General features: G+C 36.9%; 18 protein-coding genes. 8 read left to right on the plus strand and 10 right to left on the minus strand.

The annotated features are described in order from the left end of the window. The first annotated feature begins 943 nt into the window (after nt 1–943). On the plus strand, nt 944–2,044 hold the full coding sequence (locus tag FEE95_RS13875) for a slipin family protein (RefSeq protein ID WP_138658613.1): 1,101 nt from the start codon (nt 944–946) through the stop codon (nt 2,042–2,044). Nucleotides 2,045–2,098: 54 nt separating this feature from the next. Here the strand turns inward: FEE95_RS13875 and FEE95_RS13880 are convergent, their stop codons facing one another. From FEE95_RS13880 to FEE95_RS13915, 8 genes are all read right to left on the minus strand, one after another. Further along, complete coding sequence (locus tag FEE95_RS13880) at nt 2,099–2,827, minus strand: metallophosphoesterase family protein (RefSeq protein WP_138658614.1); 729 nt, start codon at nt 2,825–2,827, stop codon at nt 2,099–2,101. Continuing rightward, nucleotides 2,824–3,378, minus strand: coding sequence for an RNA 2'-phosphotransferase (locus tag FEE95_RS13885; RefSeq protein ID WP_138658615.1), 555 nt, complete (start codon nt 3,376–3,378; stop codon nt 2,824–2,826). The genes FEE95_RS13880 and FEE95_RS13885 overlap by 4 nt, the downstream gene beginning before the upstream one ends. Nucleotides 3,379–3,427: 49 nt before the next feature. Then, the gene (locus FEE95_RS13890) at nt 3,428–3,952 is read right to left on the minus strand and encodes an LOG family protein (RefSeq protein WP_138658616.1); all 525 of its coding nucleotides are present in this window, start codon (nt 3,950–3,952) and stop codon (nt 3,428–3,430) included. Beyond that, nucleotides 3,949–4,503 (minus strand): NADAR family protein, encoded by a 555-nt coding sequence (locus FEE95_RS13895; RefSeq protein WP_138658617.1) that lies wholly within the window; start codon nt 4,501–4,503, stop codon nt 3,949–3,951. The genes FEE95_RS13890 and FEE95_RS13895 overlap by 4 nt, the downstream gene beginning before the upstream one ends. Beyond that, nucleotides 4,500–4,955 (minus strand): nucleoside 2-deoxyribosyltransferase domain-containing protein, encoded by a 456-nt coding sequence (locus FEE95_RS13900; RefSeq protein WP_138658618.1) that lies wholly within the window; start codon nt 4,953–4,955, stop codon nt 4,500–4,502. The genes FEE95_RS13895 and FEE95_RS13900 overlap by 4 nt, the downstream gene beginning before the upstream one ends. Continuing rightward, a complete protein-coding gene (locus FEE95_RS13905) occupies nt 4,952–5,710 on the minus strand; it encodes a phosphoribosyltransferase family protein (RefSeq protein WP_138658619.1) in 759 nt (252 codons plus the stop codon). The genes FEE95_RS13900 and FEE95_RS13905 overlap by 4 nt, the downstream gene beginning before the upstream one ends. Before the next feature lie 31 nt (nt 5,711–5,741). Continuing rightward, on the minus strand, nt 5,742–7,196 hold the full coding sequence (locus FEE95_RS13910; protein WP_138658620.1) for a nicotinate phosphoribosyltransferase: 1,455 nt from the start codon (nt 7,194–7,196) through the stop codon (nt 5,742–5,744). Between the two features lie 177 nt (nt 7,197–7,373). Further along, nucleotides 7,374–8,048 carry an NUDIX hydrolase gene (locus FEE95_RS13915; RefSeq protein WP_138658621.1) on the minus strand — a complete coding sequence of 225 codons (675 nt, stop codon included), beginning with the start codon at nt 8,046–8,048 and terminating at the stop codon, nt 7,374–7,376. A 153-nt stretch (nt 8,049–8,201) separates the two neighbouring features. Here FEE95_RS13915 and FEE95_RS13920 point away from each other — a divergent pair, with 153 nt between their 5' ends. Together FEE95_RS13920 and FEE95_RS13925 are read left to right on the plus strand one after the other, a co-directional pair. Then, nucleotides 8,202–9,548, plus strand: a complete 1,347-nt coding sequence (locus FEE95_RS13920; RefSeq protein ID WP_138658622.1) for an SWIM zinc finger family protein — start codon at nt 8,202–8,204, stop codon at nt 9,546–9,548. A 1-nt stretch (nt 9,549) separates the two neighbouring features. Further along, nucleotides 9,550–12,492, plus strand: coding sequence for a DUF6493 family protein (locus FEE95_RS13925; RefSeq protein WP_138658623.1), 2,943 nt, complete (start codon nt 9,550–9,552; stop codon nt 12,490–12,492). An 86-nt stretch (nt 12,493–12,578) separates the two neighbouring features. Here the strand turns inward: FEE95_RS13925 and FEE95_RS13930 are convergent, their stop codons facing one another. Both FEE95_RS13930 and FEE95_RS13935 read right to left on the minus strand, forming a co-directional pair. After that, a complete protein-coding gene (locus tag FEE95_RS13930) occupies nt 12,579–13,124 on the minus strand; it encodes a BfmA/BtgA family mobilization protein (RefSeq protein WP_138658624.1) in 546 nt (181 codons plus the stop codon). A 330-nt stretch (nt 13,125–13,454) separates the two neighbouring features. Continuing rightward, nucleotides 13,455–14,717, minus strand: coding sequence for a site-specific integrase (locus FEE95_RS13935; RefSeq protein WP_138658625.1), 1,263 nt, complete (start codon nt 14,715–14,717; stop codon nt 13,455–13,457). 658 nt (nt 14,718–15,375) lie between these two features. Between FEE95_RS13935 and FEE95_RS13940 the strand changes: the two genes are divergently transcribed. From FEE95_RS13940 to FEE95_RS13960, 5 genes are all read left to right on the plus strand, one after another. Further along, complete coding sequence (locus FEE95_RS13940; RefSeq protein ID WP_138658626.1) at nt 15,376–16,794, plus strand: sulfatase; 1,419 nt, start codon at nt 15,376–15,378, stop codon at nt 16,792–16,794. A gap of 128 nt (nt 16,795–16,922) precedes the next feature. Beyond that, nucleotides 16,923–18,893: a glycoside hydrolase family 127 protein gene (locus FEE95_RS13945; protein ID WP_138658627.1), complete on the plus strand. Its 1,971-nt coding sequence runs from the start codon at nt 16,923–16,925 to the stop codon at nt 18,891–18,893. A 35-nt stretch (nt 18,894–18,928) separates the two neighbouring features. Next, a complete protein-coding gene (locus FEE95_RS13950; protein ID WP_138658628.1) occupies nt 18,929–20,500 on the plus strand; it encodes a sugar porter family MFS transporter in 1,572 nt (523 codons plus the stop codon). Between the two features lie 212 nt (nt 20,501–20,712). Then, nucleotides 20,713–21,606 (plus strand): AraC family transcriptional regulator, encoded by an 894-nt coding sequence (locus tag FEE95_RS13955; protein WP_138658629.1) that lies wholly within the window; start codon nt 20,713–20,715, stop codon nt 21,604–21,606. Between the two features lie 492 nt (nt 21,607–22,098). After that, complete coding sequence (locus tag FEE95_RS13960; protein ID WP_238474581.1) at nt 22,099–25,311, plus strand: SusC/RagA family TonB-linked outer membrane protein; 3,213 nt, start codon at nt 22,099–22,101, stop codon at nt 25,309–25,311. Nucleotides 25,312–25,313 lie beyond the last annotated feature (2 nt).

Here is a 25,313-nt window from a genome sequence, read left to right on the forward strand (position 1 = left end):
TACCTCTTTAGCTTAAAAGGAAGAGCTGTGGTAAAAGCTATTGATCGTAGCCACGGAGTGATTGGAAGATGTTGTTAGCGGCGTGCCTGCTAATGAATAGAATTTGCAGAAGCACCGAAATGGTCAAGAATCAAAGTAGGGAAGCGCATTTATAGCCGATCTGTTCGTTTCGACGAAAGTGCCAGTTCGAATCTGGCAAGAGGTACAAAGTTCATTGAAAATAAAATTCCCGCCTTCGCGGGAACAAGATATCAAGCTTGTCTTGTTGGGTGTTTCTGTATAGCACTATTGTGTGAAGTTTTGCTGAGAAGTATTAGGTCTTCATATACAACTTGACTTGAAGGTTTTGGCTGTTTTCCAAAAAATAGTCCCGACTCTATAGGTCGTGGGTTCGATTCCCACCTTCCCCTCTAATTATACAGGAAAAATGGGGAAGTAGCTCAGTAGGTTAGAGCGATAGACGTAGGTGTCGCGGGTTCGACTCCCGCTCCTATTACGATAGGATAGCTCAGTTGGTTAGAGCACTACACTTTTAATGTAGGTTATGGACTCAAAATCCATTTTCAACAAGAAGGTCACTTGTAAAAAGACCACCGGACGGTCACTCCGTATAATTGACAAAAAGCCGTAGGTATAGGTCGGTTGGTTTTTCTTCGGATGAATCAACAGTCTTGAAACTACTTTGAAATACTGAATTTTTGATGTGAAAGGCAATTTCTTTTTTGAATATCCTTCCCTCGGAAAAACCAATAAATAGTATTGGAAACACCGACCGAAGCATACCAAAAAACAAATCGTAACGAACTTCGAAAACCAATATTTCCGTATCGAATAGATGAGTTATAGTTGCGGTTTTTTAAAAGAGAATAAACCAATTAATAATAAATGAAAATAGTTTAACCCGTTCGTCCGTCAATCGACTGGCGGACACAAATTTTAAGTAATGAAAAGAGTAAGAATCAATGCAGGAAAAGTAGGTTTGGTCTTCAAAAGAGGCGATTACCAAAAAGTTATTACCCAAGGTACACACTGGGTGGGCTTTCAAAATATGGTTAAGGTCTATGACCTTACCAAGGCCTTTGTTGCTCCTATAGCATTAGAAATCTTGCTACAGGACCAAGGCTTGGAAGCTATGTTGCATATCATCGAAGTTAAGGATGCCGAATTGGCCTTGGTTTCTGAAAACGGAAACTTGAAACAAGTCCTTACCGCTGGTAAGTACGCTTTCTGGAAAGGTCTAATAAACTTCGAGTTCGTTATGGCGGACCTGAGTAAGATCTACATCACAGAAGCTATCAGTAAAGCGATGCTAAGCCATCCTCAGTTGCGAGCGTATGTTCGTACTTTAGAAGTTGCGGCATATGAGAAAGCTGTCCTCTTGGTTGATGATGTTTATGTCAAAACACTGGAAAGTGGTACCTACCATTTCTGGAAGAACGACATCTCCATCAAAATTGCCAGAGCGGATATGCGTCAATTGCAATTGGAAATTTCTGGTCAAGAATTGTTGACTAAAGACAAGGCGGCTATTCGTATCAACTTCTATACACAGTATAAAGTTGTTGATATTGAAAAGGCTTTGCTAGGCAGCAAAGACTATGAAAAGCAATTGTACATTGCAATGCAGTTGGTATTGCGTGCCTATATTGGCACCTATACCTTGGATGAGCTTCTAGAGCGAAAAGAAAGCATCGCAGAAGCCGTATTTGCAGATATCAAAACAGCAGCTACCCAATTGGGTGTTGAAGTTTTGAGCTGTGGTATTCGTGATGTAATCTTAACTGGTGAAATGAAAGACATCATGAACCAGGTTTTGGTTGCCCAAAAGAGAGCTCAGGCGAATATCATTACCCGACGTGAAGAGACTGCGTCTACCAGAAGCTTGCTGAACACCGCAAAGTTGATGGAAGACAACGAAATGCTCTTCAAGTTGAAGGAAATGGAATACGTTGAGAAGATCGCTGAGAAAATCGGTGAGATTACCGTCTCCGGCAACGGAGGTATGGTAAAGCAATTGAAGGAGATTTTCTCCGTCAATAAGTAGGTTGGTTAGAATGCGTCAATGTGAGTTGGCGCATTTTTTATTGAAGGCTATAATTCAATTTCTTCCTTTTTCGTTAGGATATAATTCAGTCAAACTATCACTTTGCCAATATTCCTTTGTATCTATGTTTAAGACAGTTAGTTTGCCCGTAAATGCCGCCCCAGTATCTATATTCCATAGATTTATAGAATTCATTGGCACTATTTCTCCATAATTAGTAGTTGGCGTATGCCCAATATAGATTTCATTATATAGACCTAATCGAGTTTCCAATTCGGGTTGTTTTTCTTCTTTAACATGCTTCAATATTCTTGCCGCCTCCCAAAGTGTTCTATCCCAGTAGAAATCATTTTCATTATATTCTTTTTCTACTCCGTGCATTGAAGTAAAACCTGCATGCACAAAAAGACGATTATTATTATCTATGTAATAATTTTTCAAACCACTGAAAAAATTTCGATGACTCTCTTGAGTTATATAACCAGTCTTTATATAACTATCAATAGTGCCTTGCCCCCCATGAGCAAGCCAAATAGGGTTAGTTGCTCCTTTTTCTAGCCAAAGCTTACACCACAAATCGTGGTTTCCTAAAATGAAAACACAGTTCTGTTTCCCTGAGAGTTCAATTAAATATTCAATGGTTTGAGCAGATTCACTCCAACCATCAACATAGTCTCCTAGAAAAATTAAAGTATCTTCAGGTGTAACTTTTGCTCGTTCTAAAACTTGAGTTAAGGCTTTTAAACCACCATGGATATCACCAATCACTAATCTTCGTTTCACGTTTTATCTTTAAAATCAATAAATCTTGGCGGTACATTATCTGTCAACCAAACACCGTTCTCCGACATAAAGAACTTATGCCCTTCATGATGCATATCTAAAGCACTAATACTTAATATTATTGGTTTTCCTCTTCTAGCACCCACTTTTGTTGCTGTTTCTATATCTACACTTAAATGTACATGGTGTCTTTTCATTTTCAGCAAGCCTTTCTCTCTTATCGGTTTTATAAATTTAACCGGAGTGCCATGGTATAAAAACTCTGGGGGCTTTACAGCTTCATAATCCAAATTTATTGATATCGAGTGACCTTGACTAGCTCTTATCTGTGTCTTGTCTTCATTAAAGGCAAAACGTTGTTTATCATTACTTTTCACCACAAATTCTAACTGTTCAAAAGTTATCGCTTTGCTTTCTCTTTGCATACGCTTTAGCAATACTTCAACATCCGCCCATCCATTCTCATCTAATACTAAATCTAGCAATTGCGGTTTATGTCTTAGTACCAGGCTTAGGAATTTGCTGATCTGTTTTGCTTGTTTCTCTGTCATTTCTCTAATAATTCTTTATAAATTCTATAGTTCTCTTCAATGGCAATTTTTAATTTGCTGAAAAATCCATTAACATTCTCTCTCGGAGTTCTTGAGAATTTTCAACAATTTGAAACAGGTCATGTTCATAATCTGGAATTAAATTTGCTTTCAAACTAACGATTAAATCCTTCCAAATGGCGCCAATGAAATACAACTTAGGTCGCTCCTCTTTGGGTTCTTTACGGATTAAAAAAACCTCCGACAAAGTTCCTATTCCTCCTCTTTGAACAATAAAGACGGAAGTGCCTTCGAGCAATATTTTGAGTCTGTCAAACAATTTTTCTGTTACGATTGTCTCACTTAAATACTTGTTTCCTTCTGAAGAACCTACTTGTTTACAAGTTACTCCAATGGATTTACCTCCAGATTGGACTGCTCCTTTTGAAACAGCTTCCATCATTCCACCATAGCCACCATTTTTTACTATATAATCTTGTTTAGCTAAAAAAGAACCGATCCGTATGGTCTCTAGATATTCTTTAGATTCAGTATTGTTTCCAGAACCACCAAATAGTGCTGCGTATTTTATCATAGGTTACTATTTATATCATCTCGTACCTCCATTAAAGCAAAACCTAACAGATTTTCACCCTGCCACAAATTTGGATTCTGAGCGTCTGAATCATTCTGTGCCAATCCGATACCCCAAATGGCATCAACCGGACTAGCTTCAACAAGAATTCTATCTTTTGTATTTAACAAAAACTCTTTCAAATCTGTATGTTGAGAAAACTTAAGATAATTTGCTTCTTTGACGATTGCATATTTCTCTTCATTCCAAATTTTGGGGTCAAAATTCGCTACTTTTCGCCCTAGCTTTTTCGCTTCAGCCGGATGCTCACAAGCTATAATTTTAGCTCTGATCTCTAAATCTTTAAAAAGACGAGCTTTTTCAGCCATCATAAAATGTTCCGCTGTTTTATAGGTTTCATTTTCTTTTGTAAAAGATGACCGCCACCATTGACTAAAACAGCTTTTGATAACAGAACCATCCTTGCTTGGTGTATGACCCCAGAAGAATAAGAATTTTAAATTTTCGTTTTGATCAAATTCTTGTTTGATTATGTCTAGTGTATATTTCATTTCATTCTCGTTTTGACTTCGTTAATCAATTCCTTCAAGCTTTGAACTTGTGGGATGCCATATCTGGCACAAACAATATCTACATTACCTTTCCTCCAAAAACCATCAGGACAGCAAACAATTAGTTTTCCACTCTTCGCAAATAGTCCAAGTTCTAATAGCGATATTGGTGATTTAGTACTTTTATCAAAATACATGATAATTAAATCTACTTTCTCAAGTGCTACTAACTCCCAGCTTACTTGTTCATTAAATTTCGGATTATTGATGTCTTGTTTCCAACTGGCATCCCAGGCATCTCTTCTTGGGTTTACCAAAATCACCTGTTTACTCGCCAACCTTTCAATAACAATATCTTGCCATTTTTGTGCTGTGTCACCTTCGATACTACCTGCTAAAAAAACACTGTAGCTGTTTAGAAGAAGTTTTTCTGGTGCAGTAATTACATTCATATCACTTTAAACTGTGTCACAAACTCGTCCTCAATTTTCTTGAAACTATTAGTACAATACACATGGTCAATTGTTTCTTTCAATTCATCGAAACCATAGTTAAACTGACCATGAGTGACATATAAAAAAACCTTAGCTGCGCCTTGTTTTTTTAAGGCGTCAGCAAGAAATTTAAACGTTCGCCCGCCATCAGCTAAATCATCAACAATAAGACAGTCTTTATCTTTTACATCGCCCTGGATACTAATTTGAGGGATGCCATCTACACGAACCTTGTTAGACGGAACCAAATCGGCCTCAAGCTTTTCAGCAATCTCGTGAGTAGTTTTATAAGCTCCTGCATCTGGACTAACCAATACAGGGTTTCCAATAGCCTCAAAGGTTTTTTTAACATAAGGAAAATGGGATAATTTACTTGCGTTTTCTATCAAGGCCAAAGAAATAGGACTATGAGGATGTAAAATTTCTACCTTATCAAAAGCCATTGAATTAATGAAATTTGCAATGACCTTTAAATCAAAAGATTCTTTTGCATTAAAGCGCCTATCCGAACGTTGCCCAATTAAACAATAGATTGATAGGGTTGCAGTTGCAGTCTTATTCATACTATTTTCAGCATCCCAAGCTTCCTTTATGGCTGCGATGGCAAATAAATCATCATAACTATTCCCACGTATGTGAACATCAAGATTACCTTCCTCTAGAATTTTAGCGGCAACTTGCCCGTCTTTAAATTTCTTTATTTCGTATTTCATTTTACTGATTTTAATGGGTCAATAATTAGCTTTAAAGGTGTTCATTTATTCGAGCTCGAATTTCTTCAATGGAAGTTCTACTTACGAACTTCCCATCTTCAAAAATAATTTTCAACTCTCCTTTTTCCTCTTCCGCTTCTGGTACTTCATCAACTAAAACGTAATCTCCGTTTACTTTATCGACGCGAATCAATCCTTTTGCAGATTTCTTAACACCATCATCAGTGATTGGGTCTTTGAAAATTTCTCTTCGTTCGCCATTAACAACAACCGAGGTTGCTTTCATAGCAAAGCCAAAGGTATCTCTAGTGTTGAATTGATAGGTAAAAGAACCAATCCCCAATACAACATTGGTAGATGCAAAACCTTTATCATGTAAACGCTGGCAAATATCTTCTGAACGAATAAGTGTAATACTATCACCATAAATCGCACCAATATGAGGGTCTAAAACTTTAAAACCTTCTTTGTTAACTGAACCACCAAAAACGTCCCAAAGTAGTTCTACGACTCCCTTTTCTGATGGACTACCGTCACCAAGTCTTCCATTTGTTCCACAGATAATATCTACAGGATCTCCACTATCAGGTCGAATTACCAATTTACCATTACGACCTAATATTTCTTCTTTCAAAGCAGGAAGATAGTCGGTGAGTACTTTCCATAAATCCCAAGTATCACTTACTACTGATAATATTCCCGTTGGATACGTTTCCATCAATTGACGAAAAGTTCCGATTTCATCATCTTTGGTACCCGCGCACATTACGGAGTGTTCGGTTGCATTTACAGAACCAACCACAAAACCTTCTGCTTGATAGTATTTTTTAAGTCCATGAATCACGGGTAAAGTATCAGACCCTAGAAATACAGAAGCATGACCCATACCGGAAGCTACAGCACTCTGAAGACCACCCATTCCTCGCATCGAGAAATCATGTCCTTGAAAATCAATAAATGGCAAATTTTCAGCATCAGTTTTTAAAGCCCATTTTTTAAAAATACGTTTATAGGTCAATGCAATAGATGCTGATGTCATTGGTAACCATAACATGGTTGACAAAATGGTTTCTAAGAAGTTGGTCACCCAATAAAACTCTTTTTTAGTATTTACAACGGTTAACATAGGCACACGAATAGGAACTTCAACACCTTCAGGTAAAGACTTCACGCGAATTGGCAAATAGCCTAAATCATGCAGCTCTTCAAAATGAGTAACATCGTAAGGCGCATTTAGATATAACGAAAGTTCTTCCTTCAGTTCAGCACAAACGGTTGCTTTTGGTTTAGAGAAGAAATTATCTTCAAAATAATCATGTAACCATTGCATTACATATTGTTGCCCAAAAGAAAGGACTTTATCACAGCCTTTCGGAGCATATTTATTACTTCTTGGAGTCCAGTTAGAATATACTTCTTCTGTTCCCTTGGGGTATTGCTGATGATGTCCCGTTTTATATCCGTCTGTAAGTAGTAATCCGTTCATAGTTTTAGTTTTTATCTGTTGGTGGAAATATGGTATTTGTACATAACGATACTTCCTTTGAAATATTTAAATCTAATTTTGTGTATTTATTACGCAAATATAAAATGTGTTTTTGAATCACACAAGATATTTTGTGTTTTTTTTACGCAAATTAAAATTCAAAGCTTGTAGATAAGGCTATATTTCGAAGATGATACCTTCCTTTTTTAGTTGGAAATAACGTTTCTTATTAAAGCTAAAAAGGCTTGCAGGCCTACCTCTGCCTATAGAAACCTTCTCGTCTAATTCATCTAAAACTTTCAGGCTAGTAATTTTCTTTTTGAAATTTCTTCTGTCAATTTCACGATCCAGCAGGGTGGTGTAAAGCTTTTCTAAATCGGAAAAAGGGAACTTTTTATCGAGTAATTCAAATCCGATAGGCTCATATGTAATCTTTCCTTGTAGTCTTTCAATGGCAATTTTTAAGATTTTTTTGTGGTCAAATGCCAACTTAGGCAACTTTTTGATATCGAACCATTCTGCTTTTTTTGCATCAGTAGATGCGGTCAACTTGAAGGCATTTGGTTTGACCAATCCGAAGTAAGCTACTGAGACTACTCTACCCCTTGGGTCTCGCCCTAAATCCCCAAAGGTGTACAATTGTTCCAAGTAGTTAATTCTAGCACCCGTCTCTTCCGACAATTCTCTTTGAACTGCTTGCTCTAAATCTTCATTTTCCAATACAAAGCCTCCTGGTAAAGCCCAACCATCTTTGAAGGGTTCGTATTTGCGTTTGACCAGAAGTACAGATATATTCCCCGAATCATAACCAAACACTACTGCGTCGACGGTAAGTTTAATTTTGCTTTTCATTATATGTGTAAAATATACACAAATATAACCAAAATAAAGTGCATTTATCTTCAAACTGATCGCTTACAGAAATAATATTCTATTTCAACCAGAAAATTCTTAGCAATAAAAATATACCTGTATTTTTAAGTGTATTTATCCAAACCCTTAACTATGGCTTCAGATACACTTAACTATCAATACAAAACTGCATCCTCCCTAAAAAAGGAAAATGGCAAAGAGAGTCTACTACTATCAAAATTTAGCGAGGTAGAAAAAGGAAGTTCTCCTTGTTTCTTTTGGGGTACCTTAAATCAACCTTATGAACTATCAAGGTGCTTGATTACCCTTTCGAATATTGTACAGTCCAGTTTTAATCTTTCACCTTTCCAATTAGCCTTACTCAAGGACCCTATTGTAACCGCTGGAAATGAACAAATTCGTTTTGAAGGATTTTCTCATTGTGCCGGAGTATATGCCAGAGTCGATGTTTTAGACAGCGGCCAAGATGGGGAATTCATTGAAAATGGCACAACCAATGTCGATTTCAATACACCACTAATCTCGGAATTAGGAAAAATCCAAAAAAATGACAATCTGGTGCTTTCTGTTGGCCAAAAAGAGGTTGGGTTCCATAAAGATGGAAAAAGCACTATAGAACGTAAAGTTCCTTTACCAGCAAAATGGATAAAAGGTTTAACAACCGTTCAACATTTCTTTTCAGAATCAGAGTATGGACTTACTCTCAATAGAATACAAGCTATTCAGTTATTTAAGACTATACCGAATGGTAAGGTGAAAACAGACTATTTTCTGTTAAAAAGAGGAAATCGCTATTCCTTTTCACCCTTAAAATCTAAAGATGCGATTTGTATCGGAGGTATTCATCGGTTACGTTTATTAAATCATCTCATTCCATTAATTAATGAACTTAAAATATATCCTCATAAAGATTTACAGTCTGTTAGCTTAATTATGTGTTTCGACCATGTCAATTTTACATTTTCGGTATCACGAGATTTTTGGAGAGGTTTTTCTGGTGAAGGAGCCGCTCTTGAAGAACTAATAGAAGACTTACCTGATTCGCTTATTCAAGCCTTTGATAATTATTCTTATGCAAATCAAGAGTTTAATCCTGCTTTAATTGCTTTGGAAGAAAACATTGATTTGAGCAAAATAGAGAAACTATCTACCAAATTATCAGCCATGGGTCTTCTAGGTTATGATTTAGAAAAAAATGGGTTTTTCTACCGACGATTGCCTTTCAAACTTAGTAGAATATTATCCTTAAACCCAAGACTGAAGGGCGCTGAAAAACTGTTACTGGAAGACAAGGTTAATATTACTTCAAATAAAGAAAACCAGATAGAGGCTAAAGTTGAAGGTAGCGGAGTTCATCACTATGTAGTTATTAAGGATTCAATGGAAAAGTGTACCTGTACCTGGTACAGCAAGAATCAAGGTGAACGCGGAGTATGCAAACATATATTAGCCGTAAAGAAAAAAGCCAAATCCAATTAATATGCTTGAAAAAGAATTAGAAGAAATTATTATCAAAGAGAAAAGTATTATCACCTTCTTAAAAAAACTCAGTCCAAAAGATAAAAGAGAACTTGTTCCTTTTCTAAAAAAGCTAAAAGAGAGAGTATTTGAACTAAAGACTATAGAGGAAAAATCCAAATGGGGCTTATCTTATACTTATGAACATACTCATACTGAAAAACAAAGGGCGCTAATGCATAAAGCGTGTTATGTTTGTTTCAATAAAACAGATATAAAAAGGGCACTTTTCAATGTTAGTAATCTTTCTGTAAGTGATGATTATTTAAAAAATATCATTCCTTGGTATACTCCAAATTGGTACGGCGACTTGATTAATGAAGATATGCCTTGGGAATTGACCTACGACAAGACAATGCGATTATGTAAAGACGGCTTACTAGAACCATCTCATGCATTACTTCTAAACAAACTTCCAAGTGCAATAGTCGAATACGAGTGGAAGGATAAGAAAAGGCTTAGTTATTACAAACCTGAAGTTTTATTCAATCATAAAAAAACCTTAGACGAGCACATTTGGTTATTGTTTGAGGAAGATTCTAGTATAAATAATTATTACAACTATCTACATCTAGAAAATTATAAAGGAGGTAATGATATTTGGATTGATACCATTTGCAATTTAGTTCATGATGAGAAACTCAATCGAAAAAAAGTTTTACGGGCAACCATATATACATCTACTAAAGGGTTTAACAAGACATTAAGTGGTTGGTTCTTCGATTTGCTCTTAAAATTAAATCTAACTGAGGAGGAAATATTGAGTTTGCAAAATGAACTATTTGCAGCATTGAATTCACCTCATTCTAAAGTAATAAATACAGTTCTAAAATATTTTAAATCTGTCTCCAATCTTAAAAAGTTTAAGCATAAAACTTTTATTGAGAACTCGTCGTTACTATTAAATTCCGAAACGAAGTCCGTTGTTAACTCAACTTTGATGATTTTAGATAAAATCGCTAAAATTCACCCTTCTTCAAAATTATCAGCTTGTCAAAAAGCTTCAGAAGCTTTGATCAATATCGATGAAAAAATTCAATTAAGGGCGGCCAAAATAATTGAGAAATACGGAAATCCAAAAAAAGTGGAACTTCTTGATGAAATCAATTTGTACGCTGACAATCTGTTTTATACATCCAAGGAAGTACTGCACGAATACTTAACTCAGCAAGAAGAAGTTGAAGCCTACAATTATGAGGTGGAAGAATCAAAGGTGATATCTGAAGAAAATAAGTTGTCATCTTACAAAACGTTTGACGAGTTAATCTTTTTTGTAAGTCAGGCTCTTGACAATAACGAAGTATATCATATCGATTTACTCTTAAGCTATTTACCCAAATTGAATGTTCTTTTGAACAAGGATAATGTCGGGAAATTGGAACCTATTTTTAAGCGATCTTTCGACCTTTCGATGAGCTTTGACTGGAATAGCCAAATTGGTAATTTAGAATCAGAGGCAGCTCTCTATATGAATGACTTTGCGGAAATTTTAATGAGAAAGTTTCCTGCTGAGCTAGATAGCTTCCGAAAGGCGAAGGACAAAAAAATAAAAAAACTCAAGGAGGACAGGTATTATAGCTCACATTACAAGCAAAATTTGAAGGAGATAGAAAAACAACCTATTCCTGATTATATCTACCAAATCCATCATTTTCTATTCATAAAATCCAAGGCCTTAATTAAAAAAAGTTTAACCTTAGAATTGTTATCCACACCAACTCATAGTCCTTGTTGGATTGACCCGAAGGTACTTATTGAAAGAATTTTGGCGTACGAGAGAAGTAACGAGGTAATGGATTTATATGATTTTCAATTAGCTCTAGGGCGGTTACCGATAAATAATCAGGGCCAAGATGTAACTGGACTTATTCAGAGTATAAAGGATGAGGACTCTAAAAAAATTCTACAATATCACTTTAATCTACTTGATATTAATAATGAAAAAATTACCAGACCTGAATTATGGCTTCAAAGCGTATTGAGCAGAAATAAGGATTCAGAAGTTTCATTTTTTCAAGAGTACTTGGCTAATTCCTTACAAAAGGAAAAAGGGGCATATGTCTGGGATTGCGAAATGAAGGACCATTTTTATAAAGAATATGATTATTCCCTTGGTAAGCAGGTACAGAAAAAAATGGTTAGAAAAGAATTGGGGTTTAAAGATTTTAATCTTCAAAAAGCCAAGCCTGATTCCCTTGTTGATGGCCTCAAGGGATTTTTTGGCAGAAATAAAAAAACGATAAAAATCAATAGCATTTATAACTACATCCACTTCAAAAAACAAAAATATTACACTACCATACAACCAAATGATGAAATAAAATTCTTGTACTTATCTCCAAATAATCCAAGTATGTTCTTAAGTCATGTTATTCATAATAACCTTAAAGAATCTACTTTTTTTGATGAGAGCAGTAAAAAGAATATGGTTAATTTATTGAAAGGCTTACACGAAATTTGGATTAGACCTGATTTTAAGGAATCGACCTATTTATTTTTAGCTTCAGGGCTTTTATGCAGTGATAAAGTCTCTAGAGAACTCGCTGCAGAAGTATGGATTAAAGCAAGTGCTGAAGGAAACATGAACAGTTTATTATTAGGTCAAATCGTTGGAAAACTTCAGAAGGGAGAATACGCGCCCCTTAAACGGTTTACAGACTTAATGACTATGAGCCTTTTCAATGTTTCCAAGGGACATAACGAATCTCTCTATAGGCTTTTGGATAATATGATTGGTAACATGAATAATGTTCCTATTAGGGGTGTAAAAAAATTGTTGGAAATATTTTTAGAATTAAAACGTAGCTTTCCCCGGTCTGAAATAAGTGAATTATCGCTAGAGAAACTATCAGTATGGCAAGAGACAAAAACAATAAAATCGGTTATAAATAAGATTATTCAATAGTTAAGAGAGCAAGCGAAACGAAGTTTCGTGCTGCAAGTCCCAAATCCTTACCAAACTAATCTGCTTGCGAGGCATCTTGTTTCATATCAATTTGTAAATTGACGTTTAAGTTTAGCCAATTCCATCGGACTTATTTCTATTTTCAGGTATGGTTTCCCAAATCGTGGTTCTATCTTTTGAACCTTATTCAAAGTGTTTAAAATTATCTCCATATTGGAATCGTTTTTTTCCTTAAGCTGGTCATACTTGATTCGCGAGACCTTGTTTTCCTTTTTGTTCCATTCTTCCCTTGTGAGCTTCTCGAACTTCGTTTCTACCAATTTCGGCTCTTTTCTTTTTCGTACGATTTCATGCTTTCCGAACAAAGCTTCTAACATAATATTCGTTGGCAGGGTCTGTGTCTTTTCAATGTTCCGGATTATAGCTATCGTTGCCTCTACCCTCTTTCTTGTCTTCTGTTCTTCCTTGTTGATTTGTTCTGCATAGCGGTTTGATGGCTGTATTCCATGCCATTCGAAAAAGTCCATAACAGCTTCTAAGGTCTCCGAATAGGAACTTTTAAATTTCCTTGAAAACCCCTTGAACCTTTTGATGGTTCTATCATGTAGCCTTATGGTACCGAATCCGTCCATTTTTCACTTCTTTTTCGAACGATTGTTACAATTTATTCCTGTATTCATAGAGGTTTTATTGCTGATTGTTACAATTTTGACAATTTCTATGGTTTTAGAGTTTGTTTTAATATATTGATATTCAGTGATTTGAATCAATAATTAAATACACAACGTCGCTTTAGCGCGTTGTCCTCTTGCTATTCAAATCTTCTTCGTTCCACTCCTAAGTTTTGAATACCCTATACAGGGCTCTTCAATAACCAAAAAAGTAGGATGCGCCCTATTCTATTTTTGCTTCACGCTTACCTATCGGGACGCTACAAAAATCCAACAGGGACCTTGCGCATTTCAGTTATGGTAAGATTTGGGGGCTTCGCTTCTTTGTTTCTCCTTTGCTTCAAAAAGGTCCATCAGGTCTTGCATATCCTCCCCTACTTTCTTTTCCAATACCCGTGCATAGATTTGGGTAGTTGTCAGCTTGGCATGGCCCAACATTTTGGAAACCGTTTCTATGGGTACTCCATTGGAAAGTGTTACCGTCGTAGCGAACGTATGTCGAGCGGAATGGAAGGTAATGTTCTTATGAATTCCGCAAGCTTTGGTAATTACCTTCAAATAGCTGTTCACTTTTTGATTGCTAAAAACTGGGAGTAATTTACCACTTGGACTATTTTTCACTTCATCAGCATATTTCTCGATTATGGCTTTTGCTTTTGGCAACAATGGAATCTTTACAATTTCATCCGTCTTTGCCCTTTTCGTATGTAACCAGTAATTGCCGTCTATTCCCAGGACTAATTGTTCTTGAAATAGTTCTTTGACGTCGACATAAGATAGACCCGTGTAACAGGAAAATAGAAATATATTCCTCACCTTTTCATAGCCCGCTTTAAAAGTGGTCTCCTCTATCAATTGCAGTTCTCTTTCGGAGAGGTAGCTTCGATTGTGTTTCTGGAAGTTGAGCTTGTATTGATGGAAAGGATCCTTCTCCAACCATTCCAGTTTCACTGCTAGATTTGTCATTTTCATGAGGCGCTCCAAATGTTTCATTGCACCATTATTAGAACAGGTTTTTCTAGCCTTCTCTGGACGATAGTTCAAAAGGTACTGTTCAAAGTCTACGATGAACCTATAATTCAATTGTTTTAGGTAGACGTCGGGGGAACTGAATTTGTCGCTTATGAACCTATGCAGATAGCGTTCAGTGGAATAGTAGTTTTTCATCGTTCCATATTTCAGCACCGAGTTCATGGTGGTATTGTGGTATTTCACAAGTTCTTTGAGTGTTTTGTGCTGCTCATCCTGCCCCAGAAAACGGGCCTTCACGGCCTGTGCGGTAATTACCTTGCCTTCCCTTAAAAGCTGTTTATGTGCGTCGAGAATCTGAACATATACCTCGTCCAAATAGCTATTGAGCAACCTGGCCTTTGAAGTCGTTCCGATGACCCTTCCCTTGGAAACGTCCCAAACATTCACCGATGTATACCTCTTTAAACTGATTTCGGCACGCCTTCCATCGACAGTTATACGTGCATAAATCGTGAGCTTATCAGGATTGTAATTGATGTCCCTTGTGAAAATGAGTACTGCTAAAGTGCTGTTGTTGCGCATGATACGAGTCTTTTAAGTTGAACAAACCTTGTTTGCAAAGACGACTATAAATAGCCCTATTCACTACCAAAATTATGCACAACCATCGTACCAATCCATTCACCGAACTCTACACCTTTTATATGATATTAGATGATATCAGATGAATTCACTAAAAATGAAAAGCACTGTCAACCAGTCAGTTAACAGTGCTTTGATACCACTTGAAAAGTGGTTCGTCGGGGTGGCAGGATTCGAAATCCTACCCTATACCCTTATAAATCAATATTTTACATTTAGATTTTTAAAATAGGACACCCAAAAGGACACCCAACACAACGCTTTGACGCTTTCGTTAAATAAAGATAACAAATCGGTATTAAATCAACTCAAATTCAATTAGGTGATAATCGGTTACAATCTTTATGTTCATACCATTATCTTTCTTTTCTCCAATCAATTCAACTCTCTGAAATTTGAATACTGTTTAGCAACCAATATTTAGATAATTCCTGTTTCGAGTAGAGACTCTATTTTATCTTATCTACGCGGTAGATTTATGGTTAAATGTTTCTTCAAATAAATAAAAAAGGGTTAAAATAGAGCTATCAGGGGATAAATTCCGCAAATCATTGCGGGGCGGTTATCTGTATTCTTGTATTGAATAACACACTTTAAAATGAAAAGACTTCTTCCACTCCTATTTGTTGTTTACTTTCCTCTAGGCTGTTCAGCGCAACAATCGCCCCCTATTGAAACACCGAAGCAACCAAATATCATTTTACTTTTTGCTGATGATGCGGGTTATGCAGATTTTGGTTTTCACGGGAGTAAAGAAATGATTACGCCTAATTTAGATAAACTGGCATCTCAGGGTGTTCGTTTTCAACAAGCCTATGTAACCCATCCCACTTGCGGGCCATCTCGTGCAGGTCTAATCACCGGAAAATCGCAATACCGTTTTGGCTACGAGGAGAACAACGTACCAACTTTTATGAGCTCAGTTTCTGCTGCCGATGGAGCTGAAATGGGACTCCCAGTCGAAGAGAAAACCATGGGTGAATATTTACAGGAACGTGGGTATTCAACTGCCGTTTATGGCAAGTGGCATTTGGGGGGTGCCGATAGATTCCATCCCACAAAAAGAGGATTTGATGAATTTTACGGATTTCGTGGAGGTGCGCGTAGCTACTTTCCTTATGAAAAACCACCAGCAGATCCCATGAACTTGATGGAACGCGGTTTTGCTAATTTTGAGGAATCCAAAGTGTATTTGACCGATGCGATTGCTGACGAATCCATAAAATTTATTGAAAAGAATGCGAAGGCGAACAAACCGTTCTTTGCGTTTCTTTCGTTCAATGCTGTGCATACACCGATGGATGCCACGGAAGAAGATTTGGCTAAATTTCCTAATCTTTCTGGAGACCGCAAAATTGTTGCGGCGATGACACTGGCTTTGGATAGAGCTACCGGAAAAGTAATGGACAAGCTCGAAGAACTGGGTATAGCTAAAAATACCATAGTTGTTTTCACAAACGACAATGGTGGGCCTACGGACAAAAATGCCTCTAGCAACCTTCCGTTAAGCGGTATAAAATCAACCCACTTAGAAGGTGGTGTACGTGTACCTCTCATAATAAAATATCCCGGAAAAATAGAGGCAAATTCAACCTACAACTTTCCAATCAGCACGTTTGATTTACTGCCCACCTTTTTCGCTGCCGCTGGAGGAAACACCAATGATTTGAAGGAGGTAGATGGGGTAGATCTACTTCCCTATATCAATGGACAAAATATAACGCGGCCACATGAAACGCTATTTTGGAAACGTGATGCAAGAGCGGCCATTCGAAAAGGCGATTGGAAATTGATTCGATTTCCTGATCGCCCAGCTGAGTTATTTTATATTCCTGAGGATGAAAGTGAATTGAATGATTTAGCGGCTAAAGAACCGGAACGTTACAGAACAATGTACAAAGAACTTTTTGCTTGGGAGGCCAGTATAGAAAGACCGCGATGGCTGCTAAAAAAACAGTTTGAATGGCAAGATGTACAACGTATGGATAAGTATTGGTCGAAAACAAACACCCAGTAAACTGAGATATGAGTGTTGCAAAAACTTTAAGATTGTGCGCACAGACCATTTGCCTGGTACTAATTATTGTATCCTGTAATAATTCCAAAGATAAATCCCAGAAAACAAAACAAAACAAACCTATTGCCATGATAAAAGATAACGCCAAAGGTATTATCAATAATACCAACAGTCCGAATGTAAAGTTAAAAAGTATCGATATAGGTGATTGTCAATGGACGGAAGGCTTTTGGTCCGAAAAATGGAAACAGGCCGAAGAAACCATGGTACCGTATATGGGAAGCTTATTGAAAGGTGATACCGGGCATGGTTTAAATAATTTCAAAATCGCTGCCGGACTGAAGGATGGTGAACACAAAGGTTGGTGGTGGCATGATGGTGATTTCTATAAATGGATGGAAGCCAGCATGTACATCTATGCTGTTAACAAGGACGAGAAAATCATCCAAGAAATGGATGAAATTATCGATATCATCGGACAGGCTCAACTTGAAAATGGATATTTATCCACACCAAGCATCATTGATAAGAACATAAAGCCATTTTCGAATAGAAGATATCACGAATTGTATAACAGTGGACATTTGCTGACCAGTGCTTGTATACATCATCGTGTTACCGGAAAGACCAATTTCTTGGATATCGCTATAAAACATGCAGATTACCTTTATGACCTTTTTGTGCCGATTACTCCAGAACTACAACGTTTCGGTTTCAATCAAACACAAATCATGGGTCTGGTTGAATTATATAGAACTGTTGGAGATAAGCGCTATTTAGAACTTGCCGAACAATTTATCAATCTTAGAGGTTCCTTTGACATTGTTGAAGATTCGACCACTGAGGGATATCCTATTGGCGATATGGTACAAGAACGAGTTCCGTTACGTGAAGAAACCGAAGCGGTTGGCCATGCGGTTCTTGCCCTGTACTATTATGCCGGTGCGGCCGATGTATATGCTGAAACAGGGGAAAAAGCTCTGATAGATGCCTTAAACAGACTATGGGACAATGTGACCAACAAAAAAATGTATTTGACAGGCGCTGTAGGGCAAACACATTATGGAAGGTCTTCTCGTTTGGATAAAATAGAAGAAGGTTTTATCGACGAATATATGATGCCGAATATGACTGCCTACAATGAAACTTGTGCTAATATTTGCAATTCCATGTTCAATTATCGCATGTTGACTTTAACAGGTGACTCGAAACACGGTGATGTCATGGAACTGGTTTTACATAACAGCGGACTATCTGGTATTGGTGTTGGAGGAAAAGATTATTACTATTCGAATCCCTTGCGAAAAATCGATGGAGCTTTGGATTATGAAAACATGAATGTGGAATTCCCAGAAAGGCAACCCTATTTAGAGTGTTTTTGCTGCCCGCCAAACTTGGTGCGTACAATTGCAAAGTCTCCCGCATGGGCCTACAGTAAAACCGGAAACGGCCTTGCAATAAATCTATATGGAGGAAATAAATTGGAAACTACTTTAATCGATGGTTCTTCGATTAAACTATCCCAAAAAAGTAATTACCCTTGGGATGGTGCTGTGGAAATCATAATTCACGAGAGTAAATCAGAACCTTTTGAAATGTTATTGAGAATTCCTGCCTGGGCAAAAGGAAGCACGGTAAAAGTAAATGGTCAATCTATTGAAAATGTTAGCCCAGGAAGTTTTGTAACAATTGAACGTCAATGGTCGGCTGGTGATATCGTTTCTTTGAACATGCCTATGGAACCTAAATTCATTGAAGGGCATCGAAGAATTGAGGAGGTTAGAAATCAAGTGGCCGTAAAAAGAGGCCCTGTAGTATACACCTTAGAAACTGCTGACCTTCCAAAAAACACAGCAATTACCGATGTCTATATTGCAAGTTCTAAGGAATTAAAACCAGTCCACAAGGCTGATTTGTTTGGTGGAGTGACCACAATAGAAACCGATTTTCTCATCCGAAAAGACAAAGCCAAAGGGATGTACAATGAAGTAAGTAAACCAGAAATGGAAACCTATCAAACACAGTTGATTCCATATTACACCTGGAGCAATCGCGGGCAGGGAGAAATGACCGTTTTTCTACCTATCATTTGGGAATGAACCGTTTAAATCAAACAACCAAAACAAGATAAACTATGGCTTCGTACAAAAAAAATGCATATACCTACGCAACTATCGTGGCCATGGGAGGCTTTGTTTTTGGCTTAGATGCCGCATTGATTTCAGGAACTACAAAATTCATCACCAAAGACTTTGGGCTAAACGAGTTAGAATTGGGTTCGGTGGTAGGAGCTCCAGCAATGGGGGTTTTACTCGCTCTGCTTTTTGTAGGTTATGCATGTAATAAGTATGGTCGAAAAACTGCCTTAATAATCGCGGCGGCTTTCTATTTGTTATCTGCCATTTGTTCTGCAATAGCGCCTTCATATTGGACCTTGATTACAGCTCGTTTTTTGGGAGGGCTTGCCTTTAGTTCTATTTCTATGGCATCGATGTACATTGGAGAAATAGCTCCGCCTAAATGGAGAGGAAAATTGGTTTCAATGACACAGATTAATATTGTGGTAGGTCTTTCAGCAGCCTATTTTATAAACTATCTTATTTTAGGGTTGGCAGATTCGGAAGCTTCCTGGGTGCAGACCTTGGGCATTAACGAACATACTTGGCGTTGGATGTTAGGTGCCGAAGTCATATTCGCCTTGTTATGGTTGATCCTTTTATTCTTTATCCCTAGAAGTCCAGCATGGTTGGTTTATAAAGGAAGAACCAAACAGGCTGAGGCAACGTTGCGAAAGCTAATTCCTGAAGACCAAGTTTCTGAACAGATTATCGAAATGCAACAGAGTCTTGAGAATAGCAATCAAGATAGGTCTACTATGGCGCAGTTAAAAGAGATTTTCAGCAAACCTATGCGAATTACCTTTATAATCGCCATGACCATTGCCATTGCACAACAGGCCACGGGTATAAACGCTATTTTATTTTATGCTCCTACTATTTTTGAACAATTGGGCATCGGTACTGACGCTGCATTTGCACAAGCAATTTGGATAGGGTTGGTCAGTATCATTTTCACCATCTTAGGCTTATTATTGGTAGATAAAATTGGCCGAAGACCCATGATTATTTGGGGAATGTTTTGGATAGTTCTGAGCTTAGGTATTTGTTATTATGGCTTTAAGACTGCTGACTATTCCATCTCAAAAGAAGCGTTGACCGAGCTTTCAGAAATACCAAATGCTGAACGGCTCAACCCACTAGTAGATTTATCTTATGACAGTGATATTGATTTTAAAGCTGCATTAATAGAAGCTATTGGAGAATCAGATGCTAGGAATTATTCGGGGCTTTTACTCGAAAAGGCAGCAAACATAAATGGTATTTTAATTCTAATCGGGATATTAAGTTTTATTGCTGCATTTCACTTTTCTGTAGGTCCTGTAATGTGGGTCCTATTCTCTGAAATATTTCCAATTTCAAATCGTGGTATTGCAATTCCCTTTTTTGTGTTAGTTACAAGTACCGTGAGCTGGTTAGTGCAAAAGTTCTTCCCTTGGCAATTGGCGACTATGGGAATCAGTTCCACTCTACTATTTTACGCGATTATCGTGACAATTGGTTTAGTTATTCTCTACTTCTACTTACGAGAAACCAAAAATATGACTATTGAAGAAGTCCAGTTAGCTCTGGCACCAAAGAAGAAATAAAACTGAAGACTAATATTCTACAGGTATTCTAGCCGACTGAGATTTTAAATACGCATCATCAATCTGCACTAAACATATTCTAACTCATTCAACCAATTATTTTAAAATTAAAGATAATTAATTGCTATCTTAGTTGATAATTTTGATTTACACCCATTTTATAGTAACATGGGTGTACTTGTTTGAAAACCATCAGACTGTTCTAACACACTATGAAGCTTACTTACAAACAATCAGATAGAAGACCTGAGAACTCTTTTTTAGCAAGGCAAGATACGATGCCTTGTATTGAACAAGATTGGCATTTTCATCCAGAAATTGAACTAATTTACTTTTTAAAAAGTACAGGAACAAGGTATGTCGGAAATTCTGTGGGAAATTTTGAAGCAGGTGAATTGTACCTTATTGGGGGTAATGTTCCTCATCTTTTTAGAAATCATCGTGAGTATTATGACAATGTTGATGAGCAAAACGAGGCAGTTGACCTAATTGTGGTTAAATTCGAGCGTGATTTTCTAGGAGAAGTGTTTAAGGAATTACCAGAAGCAAAGCGTTTAGAAACATTATTCGACAATGCTAATAGGGGCCTTAAATTTTCAAAAGCGGCTACCTATCTCGTTCATACACATATGATGGGCCTAGTATGGTCTAAGGGTCTTTCACGAATTGTTGGGCTTTTGAAAATTCTTGATATTCTCTCGATTAGTGAAAATTATGGTTTTTTGTGTTCAAATGGATTTGATAATTCGTACAAGAAAAATGAAAAAGAGCGAATGGCCCGTATCATATCTTATTTAAACGAGAACTTTGAGAATAAAATTGAGCTAGAGACTGTAGCCGGAATTGCGCATATGGCTCCAAATGCCTTCTGTCGTTATTTCAAGAAAAGAACCCAAAAATCATTTATTCAATATTTAAATGAAATAAGAATTGGTAATGCCTGTAAGCTTTTAATTGAAGGAGATTTACAGATAACCAATGTTTGCTACCAATCTGGTTTTAATACCTTAACGAATTTCAATAGACAGTTCAAAAGTATCATGAACATGACTCCAACAGAATATATGGATCAGTATCAGGTAAAGATGGAATTAGAAACCGCCTGATCTAAACCAATATCAAAAGCAATTTTTTCAACTATTGATAAAATAGTGTAAGTGCCAGTTAATTATTACCTATAATAAAATAGTAATAAGTCAGTACTTTGCTTTATAAGTTGTAAGTATGATTCCATTGTAATCTATTATAATGCGAATTGTTGAGTTAGTTTGATTAGTTTAACAACGGCGATAGGAAATTTATTTCTTATCGCCGTTTTTGGTATTTTCATATCAATAACATGATTCTAAATAAAAGCCATCTTAATCCTCAATAATATTCCCTAGTATCGTTCAGGCACAGAAATCTTTGAATAATATTCTAATTAAAATAAAATGTTAGAATAATGCTAAGGGTGGGTAATTTAATGAAAACATAAGACCTGTTCTTCGCTTTCTTTTGTGTGGGAGGGAAAACTTTATCTCTGATCATTGAAAATAAGGTGCTTTCCAACAAAATTCTTTTACTCAACTTAATTAAACCTTAAACTACAAAGAATTATGAAGAAAATGAGAAAACCACGAGCTAGGATAACCCATTCACCATGGTGTTATTTGAGTTTTGGAAGTGTTTTAAAAAATGTACTGGCATTTCTATTTTGTCTTACCATGTTTTCCAACACATTCGCAAATGAAATATTATTATCAAAACTGACGATAGAAAAACTAATTCCGCAATCTACAGTCACTGGTACGGTTTCGGATAGTAACGGACCTTTACCCGGGGCTAGTGTCGTGGAAAAGGGAACTACCAACGGCACCCAGACTGATTTTGACGGGAATTATTCTTTAGAACTTAGCAATCCTGATGCGGTACTTGTTGTATCCTATATTGGACATGCTACTCAAGAAATCCCAGTGGGTAACCAAACAGTGATAAATATTGCACTACTGGAAGATGCTTCTAAGCTTGACGAAGTGGTTGTGGTTGGGTACGGCACTAAAAAACGTGGTGAAGTTACCGGTTCTATAAGTACACTTAAGGCTGAAGATATAGAAAGCACATCCAATAGGGAAGTTGCCAAATCCTTGGCAGGTAGAGTGACCGGTTTGGTGGTTTCTGATAGAGGGGGGTTACCCGGTTCTAATGATGATGTTAATCTGCTAATTAGGGGTCAAGCGACATTAAACAATAATGCTCCACTAATACTTATAGATGGTTTTCCAACAGGAGTGGGTACGTTTAACCAATTAGCACCTCAAGATATAGACAATATAAGTATCTTGAAAGATGGGGCAGCTGCTGTCTATGGAAATAGAGCTGCTAACGGAGTTATTTTGGTGACCACAAAAAGAGGCAAATCTGGTAAACCAACAATTAATTTTTCCACATCTTATAGTGTTTCTTCTTTTTCAGCAAAACCAGAATTGATGAGTTCGGAACAGTTTGCTATTCATGAGAATGAAATTGCGGATAGGTTTGGCAATGAATTACCTTTCTCACAGGAAAATATAAATAATTTTGCATCCGGCTCTGACCCAATAAATTTTCCAAACACGAATTGGTTTGATGCCACTTTTGCAGATTCTGCTCCAGAAAGAAGAAACTCTATTTCAATTTCTGGAGGTACACAGAAATCTAAATATTTTATCAGCTTAGACAACTTGCAAAGAGAAGGCTTATTTGAATCTGGAGATACAGATTTCAAACAAAATCAAGTCAGATCAAATATTGATGTAAATATTACGGACGATATAAAAATAGGTTTAGATTTATCTGGCAGATTTGCAAAGAGCAGAGCACCAGGTGTTCCAGTAAGTTTTATATACAAACACGTTTACACAAACTTACCAACAGATATTGACGTATTTCCAAATGGATTACTCGCGGTAGGTGGAGAGAACGGTGCAAATCCAATAGTCATGTCTAGCAGAACTGCTGGGTTCAATGATGATGACGTGAATGACCTTAGAGGTAGATTATCTTTTGATTGGAAATTGGATAAAATAACTAAAGGTCTAAGTATTAATGCTTTCGCAGGACTTAGAAAAACCGTATCCAGTCAAAAAGATTTTTATAACCCTTGGACGTACTATGCCTTGAATCAGGCGACCAATGAGTTCGAAGCTAATACAGGATTCTCACAACAAGGCTCCGTCAATATATTAAGAGATACCTCTTTTGAGTTTGATGAAACTTTACTGAACGGTTCTTTACGTTATAAAAATATATTTGCAGATACGCATTCTCTAAGCGCAATGATAGCTGCTGAGCAAATTACAACTGAATCGAGTACTACCTTTGCCCAGGCTAACAATTTGCCAACTGATCAACTACCTTTTCTATTTGCAGGTGATCCGGAAACGGCAATTAATGGAGGTACGGCCTCTGAACTAGCACTCTTGAGTTATTTTGGAACACTTTCTTATGATTACGACAAGAGGTACTTCATAGATTTAATGCTTAGAAGAGATGGTTCAAGTAGGTTTGGCCCAGGCAAGCAATTTGGCACTTTCTACAGTGTTGGTGGTAACTGGGCCCTAGGTAACGAGAAATTCTTGGAGAACGTGTCTTGGTTAGATGCCTTGAATATTAAAGGATCGTACTCTGTAATGGGTAACGATCGAATTCCTCCTTTCCAATTCCTTTCACAGTTTAGTTTTGGAAATAATAACCCAAATAATGCAAGACCTAACTATTACATTTTTGGAGAATCTGGAGCTATTTTTAATGGCTTTAGAACAGGAGTTGCTCCAAACCCAAATGTTACTTGGGAAACTGCGGAAATGAGCAACATTGCCTTCGTGTTTTCAATGCTTAATAATAGATTATCTGGTGAAGTCAATTTTTATAATCAAAAAAGGTCTGATATCTTAGTTTCAAACGAAGGGGCGATTCCTGACTTTACCGGTGTACAATTGCCCGATGAAAATCTAGGTCGAGTAGACAGTAAAGGGTATGAGATTACACTTGGCTGGGCAGATAAGATTGGAAAAAATGTCAATTATAATTTAGGATTCAATTTTACCCAAGCTCAAAATGAAGTGATCTTTCTACCTCAACCGGAAAATACCCCGGAAAGACAGGATATCACAGGCTTTAGAATAGGTTCTTATGTTGTAGCTCCTACTAACGGAATATTTCAAGATCAAAGTCAAGTAGATAATGCTAGTGCCGTAATTGAAAATACGGTTGAAGGGGAACCATTTTATGCGGACACGAATAACGATGGTGTAATAAACAATGAAGATTGGGTAAGAATAAATTCTTCAAATATTCCTGAAATTCAATATGGTTTTACTGGTGGGGTGAATTACAAGAATGTTAATTTGAACTTCCTATTTCAGGGGCAAGCAAAAGCGAAAGTTCTGCTATTCTTTGATCAAATTGGTTCTAAACCTGAATATGTATTTACGGACAGGTGGACTTCAAACAATAGAAATGCAAGATATCCAAGGGCATTTGGGTTAAATGATGAGTTTAGCGGTCCTCAAGGAACCCGCCCTAATGGTGACAATGTATTTGCAGACTTATGGTATCATGATGCTTCTTTCTTAAGATTAAAAGAATTGGAGATTGGCTATACGCTGACCAAAGAGAAAATAGGCCTTGCGGATATAAAGTTTTTTGCAAGAGGGCTCAACCTCCTAACCATGTTCTCAGACGTACAAAAACTAGGATTAGATCCCGAAGCAGCAGGATATGACAATTTTAGAAACTCCACGTACCCATCATTAAAGATGTATACGTTTGGATTGAATTTCACCTTTTAATA

It is taken from the genome of Maribacter algarum (ex Zhang et al. 2020), assembly GCF_005885635.1.
Taxonomy (GTDB): Bacteria; Bacteroidota; Bacteroidia; order Flavobacteriales; family Flavobacteriaceae; genus Maribacter_C; species Maribacter_C algarum.